Raw genomic sequence first — 13,657 nt, forward strand, 5'->3', positions numbered from 1 at the left:
AACAATTATCAATTATTTACATTGAACTTATTTTGGTGTCAGTGCAAAGTTTATTTTAATTTTATAATTAACAAAATAAATCTCTGTTTTTTATCTTGATTTAGGTTGGTCTATTAAATTGATTTTCAAATTTAGATTCACATTAAACTTGACGACAACATTGGGTGAGGATTTTATATGATAACAAATCGTTTTTCTTTTTCTATATTATTTACTTCTATCTTAATTTCAGGCTGCAATAGTAGTGACCAATCAAATGAAGGGTCAATTATCCCTCCTGAAAATGGTCAGTTAACAGGAGTACTTTGGGAATTAGCGTCTCAAGGTGTAGAACCACTACCAAACACATCAGAAGATTTACCTAACATTTACTTGTTCTCTGATGAACAATTGAAATACTATTATGATGATATAGAAAACGGAACTTATAAAGTTGAATATTCAGACTATTTGTATGACGAAGATAGTAAAACAATCTCTTTCAATTACTATGAAGCCGGTGCTTTTTCAGACGGTACATTAGATCAAAATGAGTATATGCAAGTTTCCGGTACATATTCAGTCGCGAATAATGAACTAAAAATTGATGCTGGGAATTTTGGTGAAATAGTTGGTGGTGATCGTTCTGATGACGAAACAGTAAGTGATGCTGTTGATAAAGCCGACGACAATGTATATGAAACCAAAGCAGCTAGAATTGAGGATCTTTTGTCCACGACTTCTGGTGAGCTTCGCTTTGTACTTCCATCAGGGCTAGTTGACTCCGGCAAATTCACATTCGATGCAATTGTCCGTCTCAACACCGATGATGAGGTCGGTGACGAACAGCGCGATTATGCCTACGTAGGTATTTTCAATGGTAGTTTCACTCCCGGGAAAAATTACGGCGATATTGTATTGGATAATGATCCTGCTGCAGAAGGTGAAGGAAGAATTCGTTATCGTGTAGGGAACCCTGGGTTTTCTGATGAAGTTGGTAAATTTACATTTGGCGTACCTATGTCAATTGAAACGATCTGGAGCAATAGCGAATTTACATTTACGATCATGCAAAAAGGGGAAACTATCGCCAACCAGACGGTTAATTATGCTGTAGTAGATGGTCCCGTTGATCGCATTGCTTTACGTGTTGGTGATGTTTCACATACAAGTCGCTATGAATTTTTAGTGGATAATCTGGAAGTTTACTCAAATGATTCTCAAACCGTGGTATTTTCTGATGACTTTGAGAGTTATAGCAGTGGTCAAGATTTAACAGGCGGTAGTGTTGGTGGTTATCATTCTGGAACAACTCAATCATCTGTAATCACCCAGCAACAAGAACAACCTATTGATATAAGTCAGTTTTACGATCAAGAAGGTTCAGATATGACTTGGTCAGAGGTATTAGCCACGGAAGCTTTACTACCATTACAAACGGCTACTTCAGCAGGTGTCGAAGGTTCTCTTATTGTAATAAACCAAGAGGCAGTTGAAACAGGTCCTTATGGCGATCGACCAATCAATAGCGAGAGTAATCAATACCGTATACATACTGTTGGTAACTCATCCATTATGCAAGATAAGTTTCATTTATGGAGTCGTTGGTATCAAGAGGATAGTAATACTCAAATTTTCCGTTTATTTAAAGACGAAGAGAATGTTAGTAATAGTAGAGAGCTAGCAGCTCGAGTTGAAGCTTATAGTCCTGAAGATCGCTGGTTACCGGAACCAGGTGTTTGGCATGAGTTTTCTGCACGTTTTACCATATTAAAAGCAAAAGGTTGCTCAGCAGAACCAGTGAATGAACATTACTGCTCTTTGTTTCAAGCCAAAGGCAATAATGTTGACCATTGGTCAGTAATGTTGAGGGTTCATGGTGATGGCAGTTTATGGTTTTATCCACGTATCGGTGACAAAATTAAAATCAGTGACAATGCTATTGGTCGACCATTTGATCTGAAAGTTCGTGATGATGGCTTGGATTATGAAATGTACATTGATGGCGATTTGGTTGGCAGTGGTCAATTTGAACGCACTGAAGAAATTGGTTTCAGGTGGGGAATCTATGTTGGTGAGACTGAGGTTCTTGATGATATTTTAGTCTTGGTTACAGGTGTGAGCATGGAGTAGCTCAACCAAGCCTAATGACTTTATGGGAAACTGAACTCAAACTCTATTAAGGATTGAGGGGGCAAGGTTCTTCAAAAGCGAGCGTGTTGCAGAATAGTAACCTACTGCATGTCGCATTGTAATGAACGTCGCCAAATCTTAAGTCAAAAACCCCGCTCATATACTGAGCGGGGTTTTTGATTTTTTCCGACACTTAAGCAGCTTTACGCGCGAACCCTAAGTGAGTGTGAGTGCAAATTATAAGTAATGGCGGTTGCTTGCCCTTCATGTGAGACACTGAAGCAGACTTCGCTGTCATTCCAAGAAACGTTATCAAGCGTAGTATCACGATGACTAGACATATCGTGTAGCACTAAAGTGTTTAAAGTCGCTGCGTCAGACCGTACGAGAGTGTATGCCAGATTTGAAGTCGCAGGGTTATCCGGCGCTTCACCAGTAAGAACATCACATGGCGAATCGAAGACCATATGTTGCTTGAATGGATCTTGGTTCTCAATGTCGTAGTGTCCACAATGCTCTAGGGTCGACCGTAGCGTCTGTGTTTCCGTCATGCGCTCTAGTGGTCCGTGTAACGGATTATCACAAGATTCAAAATTATTGAGCATGGTATGAGTACCACGTACGTGGTAGGTTAGATCCAACTGCTGTCTGTGCGGGTTAGCAATGAAGTTCGCCTCAATGTATGCGTCACCAACACAGAACATAACGCGTCTAAACATCACATTTTGATAAGACTTAGTGTCCCACTGCTCAATAGTATGGCTATCGACTTCAGCTGTTGGCTGGTTCCAGTCCGCTAAAGTATCGATGACCTTGCAGAGTGGTGAATCAGAGAAATGCAGCAATGTTGGATTGATTGGTGATTGATTCTGTTGATTAACGACTAGTGTATTGTGAGTTGCGGTATTTTTGTAGTAACCATAATGAAGTTCCGCTCCGTAACCGGTAGTGCCCAGATCAGGCAAGATCTCTTTGCCATCACGAACTAAGATCAAGCCGAGTCGATCGTAGTGATCGTGTTCGCCGCCGTATGCGCTGTGCTTGAGAAGCATGGCATTATTACGTTCTTGATCATAATGAATGGTCAGACCTGCATTGGGAGTATGAATTGAGCGACACTGCAACGGCAGCGCTTGTGACAATGTATCGACACCATAGAGTAGTGCATCAATATTATCGCGTGAGATGTTTTGGTAGATGCTCGCTAAAGCGCTGGCAAACTCTTCACATGGATATTGTGCATAGGCGAACTCGAATAGGTGAGAGTGAGTGATCTTCTCTTGACCTGCAATACAGTCATTTAGGCGTGGAAAGTTGCCAGTGTTTAGCACTAAGTTAAGTGGGAACTTAAGCATCTTTAAAAAGTTAGGGTTAGAGCTGACCGAGTAAGGGGTGCTATACGCCATTTTCTCAAAGTTTAGAAGAGCTTGAAGTGCATAGTAATGGTAGTGAATGGAGCCTTCAAACCACATTCCCTCTTCTGAGCAGCCGTGATCGAGTTGATAGTGAATACCGTAATCGGTGTTCAGCGCAAATTCAATGTATCGGCTGTCATCAAGTATCAATCCGATTACACCTATCGTGGCGTTAATTTTCATCTCATGGTTGTGTAGTTGATCGGTGCGATATTCCATTAAGAACTCGGCACCTTCTCTTAGTAAACGCTGCTCGATATAGTCACGCTCTTGTGGGGTAAACTCTTCGCGCACAAAGTCATAGCCACGGGCGAGATCCAGGTGGCAGTTTGCTTCACACAGGGTTTGGGCATTGGCTTTACCCGGACCATTGTATGGGATGCCCCCATGGACTTCGTAATCTGGATAATATTTGGCAGATAAAAGCAAAATTTCTTTCACTTTCTTGAGAAAACGAGTCTCACCGGTAATATTCCACAGCAAACCTAAATCATAGCATGCTTTGGCATTAAGACCGTTTAACCATCGCCACCACGCCCCATCATACGGTTCTCCAGTCAATTCCTTACCATCAACAGGACAGCAGTGAGACTGAGGCTTATTGCGGTTCCAAGTGAGGCGAACACCGTGCTCTGGGCAAAAGTAATACAGGTTCCACGTTGCGCGACCATCGCTTGGTACAAGGGTGTCGTTGTTAAGAACAACGTCATTATCTGCGATTAATTGTGAGATAGTCTCTGCTGAGGCACGCTGTTTGATAGTTGTCATCTGTTTTTCACTAAATTGAATCATTATGCGTCCCTTGTGAGATCATGTTGAGGAAAGTTAAAGTAGCGCTGTGCATTGTAATAACAAATATTTTCAATAGTTTGTTTGAGAAGATTCTCGTCATTTGGCAATTCACCACTCTCTACCCAGTTAGCTAGTAGATTGCAAAGTACGCGACGGAAGTACTCGTGACGACTCATGGAGAAGATATTTCGTGAGTCGGTCAACATCCCGATGAATCGACCTAGTGCGCCTAGGTTTTTGAGGGTGGTAAGCTGCGCTTCCATGCCATCTTTATGATCATTAAACCACCATGCTGCCCCAAACTGGATTTTGCCAGCAGCAGTATTACTATCTTGGAAAGCGCCTGCGATACAGCAAAGTATCGCGTTGTGACTTGGGTCAACACTATAGAGGACTGTTTTAGGTAGCTGATTCGTCGTATCGAGTTGGCTTAGGAGTTGGGTTAGATCCTCTGCTATTAAGCGGTCATTGATAACACTAAATCCTGTTCCACCACCAAGCGCTTGCTTTCTTCTTTTGTTCACATTGACTAACACGCCGATATGGATTTGCATTGCCCAGTTGCGAGTATGATATTGCTTGCCTAGTTCATTAAAAAGGTAGGACTTTAGCGCAATAGCCTCTCTATCTTCGAGCGCTTGCTGTTGAAGGACTTTATGGAATACGTGTGAAGCCATGTCATTACTGCAAGGTTCAAACTCAACGACGGTTAGCCCAAGATCGGACAATCGGCATCCCATCTCGTGGAATTTATCCATTCTCGATGTGATGGCATGCATAAAGTCATCGAGTGATTTTATGTCGCGAGCGGTCAGGTGCTCTAATTTATTTAGGGTGCGACGATAGCATATTGGATCTGTGAAACCGAATAGGTCGTCCGCCCTAAATGTTGGAAGTACCTCCACCTCGAAATCTGATTTGGCAATGAGTTGGTGGTATTTAAGTTCCGACAATGGAGAATCTGTAGTGCAAAGCGTGGTCACTTTACACTGTGTAAGCACATTTCGGGTGCTGAGTTTTCTGGTCGCTAATTCCGACTGGCAATGTGCCCAGATAGCATTGCTATTTTCTGGATTAAGCAGCAGCGAGCAGCCGAAAAAACGTTTCAGTTCAAGGTGTGACCATTGATAAAGCGGATTTCCTAAAATAAAGGGTACGGTTTCACACCACTTTTCAAACTTCTGCCTGTCAGTCGCATCACCAGTAATAAAGTATTCATCTATTCCATTGCTGCGCATTGCACGCCATAAGTAATGGTCGCTGTGCAGCCAACTTTGGGCAATATTTTGAGCACAGTAGTCTTCCCAAATTTCTTTGGCATCAAGGTGGTTGTGATAATCGATGATTGGCATCTCGCTCGCAAAGCTATGGTACAAGTGCTGCGCGAAAGGAGAGCTCAAAAGATAGTTTTCGTTAATATAATCTTTGTTCATAGGCTTGGTCTTAAAATACTAAGTAAGACACATGGGTTTGAATGTCTTGCTTAACACTGTAAAAGAGGGGCTGGTGACCAGCCCATTTAAAGTTATTTAGCTTTATGTTTGTGGGTTTAGAACGGTTGTTTTTTTTGTGCTCTTGAGTAGTAAAGAGACCACACTGAGAGAACGACACCACCACAGAAAAGCAATGCCATGCAACCAATGGGAGTCGTTGCTGGTTGAACTGCTAACCAGACGTCTGAATATGAGACTTACAGCGATCATGAAGACGAAATAGACGCCGACAGCGAAAGTGTCGATAGTCATTACACTTACCTCTAAAAATGAAATTGTTACACTTGTCAAAGTGAAACGGTGGTTCAATAATGCCATGTATGCACTGGAAACTCTACCTCTCCATCCGTTTTTGTGATGAATGAAACGGTTTTTCATTTTTCATTTGGTCAATGGATGAAATTAGAACTCACACTTTGGAGATGAACCTATTGAGAGTATTTGAACACAGAAGGCGGAACATCCAAGTCAGTCTTTTAAATCAATGTGTTAACATATATTACTATTGTGGAAATTATATAAGTTTACATATAAACATTTGATTTTAAATTCTTTATTTAGGGTTACTTAAAGTAACCTAACCAGCATTATGTCTGGTTTTTTGGTGTTAGGTCTTATACGTTCCTGCCATTTTGATCGTTCTATCTGCACATTTGTTGATCGCGTTAACACAAAACTACCTTGTTAGAAGTATTTAGTTACATAAGTCACATATCATGCGATTTATGCTTTATAAAAACAATGTTTACTAAATAATGAAATGGAGTTTTAAAAATTACAATGATGTAAAAGGAGTTCAGAATGAATGTCGATATGCTCGTCGTGGGCGTTTACTTTATCTTTATGATAGCAATAGGCGTCATCTTTAAACGCTTCGCGGGTAGTTCAACCAGCGACTACTTCCGTGGAGGCGGAAAAATGCTCTGGTGGATGGTGGGTTCTACCGCCTTTATGACACAGTTCAGTGCATGGACGTTTACCGGTGCCGCAGGCAAAGCGTTTACTGACGGTTTTCCTATAATGGTCGTTTTTATGGCCAACGCGTTTGGCTTTTTGTTATCTTGGTTATTCTTCTCTTATCGCTTTCGTCAGATGCGTGTGGTTACGCCTATCGAAGGCGTGCGACGCCGTTTTGGTGCGACCAATGAGCAAGTATTTACTTGGGCAACTATGCCAACCAGCATCGTTTACACCGGTATTTGGTTAAACGGTCTCGCACTTTTTGTTAGTGCGGTATTTAAGGTTGATATCGAAACGACGATCGTAGTAACAGGCTTGATAGTACTATTTATATCGGTTATTGGCGGGGCGTGGGGCGTTGTAGCTTCAGACTTTGTACAGATGGTCGTTATCATGGCGGTAACCGTCGTTTGTGCCGTTGCTGCGTTGATTAAAATCGGTGGTCCTTCAAATCTTATCGAACAGTTCCCGGCTGATTCAATCATGGGTTCGGATATGAACTACTCACTGTTGTTTGTATCGTGGTTCATCTTCATGTTTGTTAAACAGCTTCAAAACATCAACAACATGCAAGATTCGTATCGTTTCCTAACAGCAAAAGATTCAACCAATGCACGTAAAGCAGCACTATTGGCTTTCGTTCTAATGTTGATTGGTCCGGCAATTTGGTTCTTACCTCCTTGGGTAACCGCCGTAATATATCCGGATGCAGCGACCGTTCATGCTGCGGAACTAGGTAAAAAAGCAGCTGACGCGGTATATCTTGTGTTCGTAGAGAATGCGATGCCGGTAGGTATGGTTGGTCTACTCATGTCTGCAGTGTTTGCTGCCACAATGTCTTCTATGGATTCGGGACTAAACCGCAACTCTGGTATTTTCGTTCGTAACTTCTATGCCCCAATCATTGACAAAAACGCGGACGATAAAAAACTGATGCGTGTGAGTCAAGTTGTCACGTTGTGCTTCGGTGGCTTAATTATACTCGTTGCACTGTTTATAAACTCATTACGTGGATTGAGCCTATTTGATGCGATGATGTATGTGAGTACATTGCTTCAAATGCCAATTCTAGTGCCTCTTTTCTTCGGTATTTTTATTAAGAAAACACCAGACTGGGCAGCATGGGCGACATTGGCTGTCGGTATTATAGTCTCTTACTTGGTGAGCTTCGTTATTACAGCGGACGTGGTAGCGAACTGGTTAAACCTAGATACACCGTTCACTGGTCGTGAAGCGAAAGATCTTAAAGTTTTACTCGGTATTATGGGGCATTTGTTTATCACGGGCGGTTTCTTCTGCTTAACCACTAAATTCTACAAAGCGCCAGTCGGTGAGCGTAAACAAGAGCTGACTGAATTTTGGGACGATGTTTCAACACCAGTTATTGAGGAACCCGGTCAAGACGAATATGACCGCCAACAGCGCAACATGCTTGGTAAATTGATTCTGGTATTTGGTGCTCTTGTTACCTTAATGGTACTGATTCCAAACCCATTCTGGGGTCGTATGGCCTTCGTATTCTGTGGTGCCGTTATTGTCACTGTGGGCAGTCTTCTTCTTAAGAGTGCCAAACAGGCCGATAAATTAACCACCAGTGCTGCTAGCTAGAAATCTAAATTCTTAATCCCCCCCTTAATTTGGAGCTACGCAGTTCACAGTAGCTCCTTTTTTATGAGCAACACATGCTATCCATCAACACGGAAGGGAGACTAACGTGAAAATGAAAATGAACAAACTGGCAGCAGTATTGCCTATTACCCTCTACAGCGTTTACGGGTTAGCTGCACCCGGTTATGAACAAGGTGCTGCATTACCGACGCAATTTCAAAACACCATCTATGCAGTGGACCATGGCGTGATTGCTAATGATAGCAGCGACGATTCGGTGGCTCTGCAAGCGATTATTGACAATCAAGTCAGTGCTTCAAATAACCAAAATACAGTGATTATTCTACCTAAGGGTGAGATTAACCTTAACGATGAGATCCATATCGATAAGTCTGGCGTGGTTATTAAAGGGGCAGGCAGTGACCCTGAAACTGGCACCAAAATTGTGGTGACCTCTTGGTCACCCTATGATGTGGATGCGAGTAACGCTCCGGACTTTGATAAGAAATACTGGCCAGGTTTTGGCGTATTCCGAGTTGAAACGCGAGAAAAACACCCAAACGAGCAAGATTATGAGGGCAGTGCTAACTTCCACTGGAAGCACAGCATTGAATTTGGGCAAGCTGCTAAAATGGGCGACACCACGCTTACCTTGGAATCAGGCAAGGCAAGAGAATTTAGCCAAGGAGACCTAATATATGTGGGAGCCGCGAGTGACGAAGCCTTTTTAGATAAGGGTGAAGTTCCGCAATCTAGGAGAAACGCAAGTCATATCAAAACAGGGCACATGCGTACTCAGATCTTTAAAGTTGCATCTGTCAATTCCAGCAACAATACTGTGACACTCGATAAACCACTCGAGTTTGATGTGCCTCTCAATAATGAAAGCGGGTACAATAGCCGAGTTATGCCAGTGAAAGCGATAGAAAATTTTGGGCTCCAAGATTTTTACTTAACAATGGATACCAAGGGTAGCCACTGTGAAGCGTATAACCGCAATCGGGTATCAGATAGTAACCCTAATGGTGTCCTTTACCGTTATGAAAATGTTTGTGCCCAAGATGCGATACACGGAATCATATTGAAGTGGGTTTACAACGGTTGGGTGGACAACGTTCAGGTAGATATGATTGGATCTCACCCAATTGTCACTGAGTTTGCCAAGAATATCACTATTTCAAACAACCAGGTTGATGGCTCATGGAACAAAGGTGCTGGTGGCAATGGTTATATTCGAGGCTCGAAACTATACAACAGTTGGATCCACCACAACGATATCCGCAATATTCGACATCTAGCTCTTCAATGGTCTGCGACCGGGAATATTGTGGAAAACAATACGCTTAACGTTGATATGAATCTTCACGGTGGTTGGGAGCGAAACAACCTAATTCGTTCTAACCGAATTGAAGTGCCGTTTGAGCATCGTAGTTGGTCAAATGGCGCACCGGAATCCGGCGCAACTTGGCAACCTATTTGGGTGGGTTCTGGTGATCATGCGAGTAAATGGTCCGGTCCCACTGGTCCCAATAATGTCTTAGTCGATAACACTCTAAAAAAGGCGACAAGTTCAGGAGCCAACATTGTTCGCTGGGGTCTGTTTGACGAACCAAGTGTCGAATACGCGCTCAATTGGGATGGTACTACCTATAAGCACCTAAATATTAACGGAGAACCGATTTCGACATGGAATCAAAATTTGGCGGAAGGGGTTTATCAGCAAATACCTAACTCAGGTGTGACTGTTTCAGGTGGATCTTGGCCGCCAGAAGAGGGAGAGCCGGAGGATCCTGAACCAGTCGATCCGCCAGTGTCAAGTGACTGCGGGACAACCGCTCAGTATGTCTGGAGCAGTAAGATGGAGATCGATTTGTCTCAGGCAGAGTGTATAACGCTAGACAATGACCTGAAGGGAAAAACAGTTCAGATTTGGGATAGCGATACCAACGATAGTTGCGACTTTAGGGGTACGTTGGTGAGTGTGGATGGCGCTGGTAGTGTCAATGTAAGTTCAAACTATGTTAGTAGTACTGCAATGATGGGTTCTATTATTAAGTTCTCCCCTAATAATAATTGCCAGTATGTGAAGTTTAGGGCGTACTAAATATATTTCTACGACAATAATAAAGGACTTTAAAAGGTCCTTTATTATATGTATTACTATATGCTAATAACTTTATTGATACAGGGGCTGATATAAGTCACATTTAGAGTTTTTATTGATTTTTATGTGTGTAATACGATCTTGATCTGGTTTTTGAACCGACGTTTCATTTGGTATTCGTTTAAACAATCGTAAGGAGATATTCATGGTTTTTCGTAAGAGTTTTTTATTGGCTTCTATAGTGTTGTCTTGTAATGTTTTAGCAAATGGGATTGATTTTATTTCCTATGATAAATCTGCTTTAGAATATAATAAGCAACATTTAGATATAAAGAAGAGTTCATTTGATGCATTGTTGGCAAAAGCGAATAAAGCCCTAGGCTCGGAAATTGACCCAGTAACAAATAAAACATTGCTACCAGCAAGTGGAGATAAGCACGATTATTTTAGTTTTGGTCCCTACTGGTGGCCAAATCCAGATACTAAGGATGGCTTACCTTATGTTCGTCGCGATGGTGAGTACAATATGGCAACGAAAAGTGCCGCTACCGATAAGCAACGCTTTATTCGATTCTCAAAGGATGTAACGGATCTAGGTCTTGCTTATTATTTTACGGATAATCCAGTTTATGCAGAGAAGGCCATTGCTCAGCTTAATGCATGGCTTGTCGATCCGGCAACACGAATGAACCCTAACTTGAATCATGCGCAGGCAATACCAGGCATTGTTGATGGTCGAGGTATAGGTATTATTGATAGCCGCTTACTCATTCCTGTTCTTGATAGCATTAACATCCTTAAGGATAAGTTAGAGACTAGCCAATATGATGCCATCGTTAGCTGGTTTAGCGACTTTAATGAGTGGTTACTAACTAGTAATCACGGTTTTGAAGAAGACAACTGGCATAACAATCACGGCACATGGTATGACGCGCAAGTCGCCGCGTTTGCAATTTTTGTGGGTGATAACGATATCGCTAAGAAGCGTCTTAGAATTACGCAAATGCGACGCATCGGTAGTCAATTTGATATGAATGGTCGCCAGCATGGTGAACTTGAGCGCACTCGTCCCTGGCATTATTCGAATTTCAATTTAGAAGCTTATAATCACTTAGGACATTTTGGTGATAAATTAGGTGTCGATGTTTGGCAATATGAAATTGATAAGCACTCGTTGAAGAAGGGTTATAAATATATTGCTGAATATGCCAATAAACCAAATGAATGGGAATATAAAGAGCTTAAAGGGTTCGACGGTTCTAAAGCCTATGTGAACTTACTCTATGCGAAAAAAGCATATGAGGAAGCTGTATTTAATGATGCTCTTTCTGATCTAGTTAAAGAGAAAGAAAATAGCAAAAAAGTAGCGAATCTATTATTTAAATAGAAATTAAAGCGTATCTAAACTAGCTGCAATTATGACACTGGAGACCTCAGGTTGAGTTCGCTAACTTTTCAGTTGCTAGCTCGTCTAGTGACCATCAACTTAGAAGTCGTGTTGGTATCACGTACAGCTTTTTAATTGGTGGTGTGAACTGCTTTTCTTGTTGATATTGCCTTGGTCACTCTGAATCTTTTTAGTGTGACCTTTTTTATTGTGAGGGACTATGACGCTGATTAAGAAAGGAGCATTGCTGCTCGTTACCGCGATTCTAGGAATTGCTTTGATTGTCTTCGTAAGCTTGGATTCGATCAAAACATCATTGGTCGAAACCAAGAAACATGAGGTCGCGTCGTTGCTTTCGTTTGCAAAGAAACAAGCGACAGAAGCAATAGCACACAGTGAAACAAAAGAGGAAGCAGAACAAAAAGTCATTGATGTACTTTCGAGCTATCGTATTGGTAATGCATATATTTGGGCAAACGACGATCAAGCACGTGCTCGTGTTCATGTTCGAAGCGAAAAGATTGGCACGTTTCAAAGCTCTTACCAGAGGCATGTCGACCTTCTTAAAACTAACGAATTCAATTACGTTGTCGGTGAAGTAAGTAAGCCCAATTCATCAGAGAAAGTGACTAAAGTCAGTGCGATTACCATGATTCCCGCAAATAAATGGGTAATGGGACTTGGAATATACATGGATGATGTGGAACAGAGGTATCATGATTTAGTCGCCCGTTTAGTGATTTATAGCGGTGGCATCTTGTTCATCATTCTTTTGGTGAGTGGTTTGATAGCTCGAAGTATTTATCGATCAGTGGGAGGAGAGCCAACGGAAGTCGTAGCACTGACGAAGCGTATTGCTGATGGTGAGCTCTCTGAGTCGATGTCTAGTGAGTTGCCTCAAGGAAGTATTCTCGAATCTGTGCGTCAAATGCAGGGCTCACTTAAACAGTTTGTTGACAAGATTACGTCAGTATCGAATCTCGTCAACATGTCTACTGGATCACTCGATAGTAATGTGTCAGATATCACTGAGAGCTTAGGAGATATTCGCTCGATTTCCGACAACACTCACAATGCAATGAGGGCGTTAGAGAAGAGTATTGAGCAAATTAACTCGGGTATAGATGAAGCGCATGAAAATAGCTTGAAATCACAGAGTCTATCGGAGGATGGTACCGCCGCGATTCGAGCTATGGAGGTAGCTGTTGATGATATTCGTTCAAATCTCAACTGCTCTCTTGAGAGCTTTGATACGCTAGCTGCGAAATATAACCAAATTACGGGTGTAGTTGAAGTGATCCGGGGTATTGCCGAGCAGACCAATTTACTTGCATTGAATGCTGCCATTGAGGCTGCAAGAGCTGGAGAGCAAGGGCGAGGGTTTGCTGTCGTCGCCGATGAAGTGAGAAACCTTGCGGGGAGAACGTCGGAAGCGACGGTAGAGATCTCTCAAATAAGTGAGCTTATTTTGACCGAGTCGGATACTGTATCAAACGACCTCAAATTATTAATCAAAAAGATTACTCTTAGTGAAGATAAGTCGGCTATCGTCGGTGCCTTGTTCCAACGCGTTAAACAAGGCGCGACAGACGTTCAAATGGTCATGACTGATCTTAAACAGTCGACAGAATCAGAATCAGTAACAGCGGCACAAGTGTATCAATTGATAGAAGCGCTATTACAAGTTCAAGATGCTAACCTGAGTCGGATTGAACAGTTTTCAGAGCGGTCTACTGAACTCAAGCAGTTATCACATGATCTACAAATAACTAGTCATCACTTCTGA

At 42.1% G+C, this 13,657-nt stretch carries 7 protein-coding genes and 1 pseudogene; 6 read left to right on the forward strand and 2 right to left on the reverse strand.

The window, feature by feature from the left end; all coding sequences use genetic code 11:
- Positions 1 to 177 precede the first annotated feature (177 nt).
- Positions 178 to 2,112, forward strand: coding sequence for a hypothetical protein (locus L9Q39_RS13895; protein ID WP_237485709.1), 1,935 nt, complete (start codon positions 178 to 180; stop codon positions 2,110 to 2,112).
- Between the two features lie 203 nt (positions 2,113 to 2,315).
- Here L9Q39_RS13895 and L9Q39_RS13900 read toward each other — a convergent pair whose 3' ends face one another.
- Together L9Q39_RS13900 and uxaC are read right to left on the reverse strand one after the other, a co-directional pair.
- The gene (locus L9Q39_RS13900; RefSeq protein ID WP_237485710.1) at positions 2,316 to 4,319 is read right to left on the reverse strand and encodes a heparinase II/III domain-containing protein; all 2,004 of its coding nucleotides are present in this window, start codon (positions 4,317 to 4,319) and stop codon (positions 2,316 to 2,318) included.
- Complete coding sequence (uxaC, locus tag L9Q39_RS13905; protein ID WP_237485711.1) at positions 4,319 to 5,752, reverse strand: glucuronate isomerase; 1,434 nt, start codon at positions 5,750 to 5,752, stop codon at positions 4,319 to 4,321. The genes L9Q39_RS13900 and uxaC overlap by 1 nt, the downstream gene beginning before the upstream one ends.
- Before the next feature lie 861 nt (positions 5,753 to 6,613).
- Between uxaC and L9Q39_RS13910 the strand changes: the two genes are divergently transcribed.
- From L9Q39_RS13910 to L9Q39_RS13925, 5 genes and pseudogenes are all read left to right on the forward strand, one after another.
- Positions 6,614 to 8,380 (forward strand): sodium:solute symporter family protein, encoded by a 1,767-nt coding sequence (locus tag L9Q39_RS13910; protein ID WP_237485712.1) that lies wholly within the window; start codon positions 6,614 to 6,616, stop codon positions 8,378 to 8,380.
- A gap of 106 nt (positions 8,381 to 8,486) precedes the next feature.
- Positions 8,487 to 10,484 (forward strand): hypothetical protein, encoded by a 1,998-nt coding sequence (locus L9Q39_RS13915; RefSeq protein WP_237485713.1) that lies wholly within the window; start codon positions 8,487 to 8,489, stop codon positions 10,482 to 10,484.
- Between the two features lie 205 nt (positions 10,485 to 10,689).
- A complete protein-coding gene (locus L9Q39_RS13920) occupies positions 10,690 to 11,871 on the forward strand; it encodes an alginate lyase family protein (protein WP_237485714.1) in 1,182 nt (393 codons plus the stop codon).
- Positions 11,872 to 11,909: 38 nt separating this feature from the next.
- Positions 11,910 to 12,035 (forward strand): annotated as a pseudogene (locus L9Q39_RS20670) (hypothetical protein); the annotation flags it as partial.
- 56 nt (positions 12,036 to 12,091) lie between these two features.
- Positions 12,092 to 13,657: a methyl-accepting chemotaxis protein gene (locus L9Q39_RS13925; RefSeq protein ID WP_237485715.1), complete on the forward strand. Its 1,566-nt coding sequence runs from the start codon at positions 12,092 to 12,094 to the stop codon at positions 13,655 to 13,657.

This window comes from Vibrio hippocampi, assembly GCF_921292975.1.
Lineage (GTDB): Bacteria > Pseudomonadota > Gammaproteobacteria > Enterobacterales > Vibrionaceae > Vibrio > Vibrio hippocampi.

Excerpts from the sequence above, each read along its gene's own strand:
- L9Q39_RS13895 (WP_237485709.1), top strand. The coding sequence starts at position 178 with ATGATAACAAATCGTTTTTCTTTTTCTATATTATTTACTTCTATCTTA.
- L9Q39_RS13900 (WP_237485710.1), bottom strand. The coding sequence starts at position 4,319 with ATGATTCAATTTAGTGAAAAACAGATGACAACTATCAAACAGCGTGCC.
- uxaC (WP_237485711.1), bottom strand. The coding sequence starts at position 5,752 with ATGAACAAAGATTATATTAACGAAAACTATCTTTTGAGCTCTCCTTTC.
- L9Q39_RS13910 (WP_237485712.1), top strand. The coding sequence starts at position 6,614 with ATGAATGTCGATATGCTCGTCGTGGGCGTTTACTTTATCTTTATGATA.
- L9Q39_RS13920 (WP_237485714.1), top strand. The coding sequence starts at position 10,690 with ATGGTTTTTCGTAAGAGTTTTTTATTGGCTTCTATAGTGTTGTCTTGT.
- L9Q39_RS13925 (WP_237485715.1), top strand. The coding sequence starts at position 12,092 with ATGACGCTGATTAAGAAAGGAGCATTGCTGCTCGTTACCGCGATTCTA.